This window comes from Mesorhizobium sp. WSM4847, assembly GCF_055811335.1.
The window spans coordinates 1-320 of record NZ_JBVVPY010000127.1 but is presented as its reverse complement, the minus strand read 5'-3'; the positions used below and the strand labels follow the sequence as shown (position 1 = coordinate 320).

General features: G+C 65.0%; 1 protein-coding gene. It reads left to right on the top strand.

Annotation, left to right across the window (positions count from 1 at the left end; genetic code table 11):
- Positions 1-320 (top strand): efflux RND transporter permease subunit (locus tag AC0L28_RS34820; RefSeq protein WP_473483031.1); only part of this gene is annotated, 320 nt, incomplete at both ends.

Genomic DNA, 320 nt, shown 5'->3' with positions numbered 1-320 from the left:
TCGTCATACGGGCTGCAGCTCGAGCAGCTGATCGGTGCGGTCGGCGATTCCAACAGTCTTGTCGCCGCCGGCAACATCGAAGGGTCCGAGGGCAAATACGCGGTCAAGGTGCCGTCGCTGATCGAAACGCCGCAGGACGTGGCGGCGCTGCCGATCGTCGCCGGCCCCAATGCCGTGGTGCAGGCCAAGGATATCGCCACCGTCCGCTCCACCTTCAAGGACGCCGAGACGGTGACCCGTCTTGACGGCAAGCCGGCGATCGCCATCGAGGTGAAGAAGCGCATCGGCTCCAACCTGATCGACACGATCGCCCAGGTGAG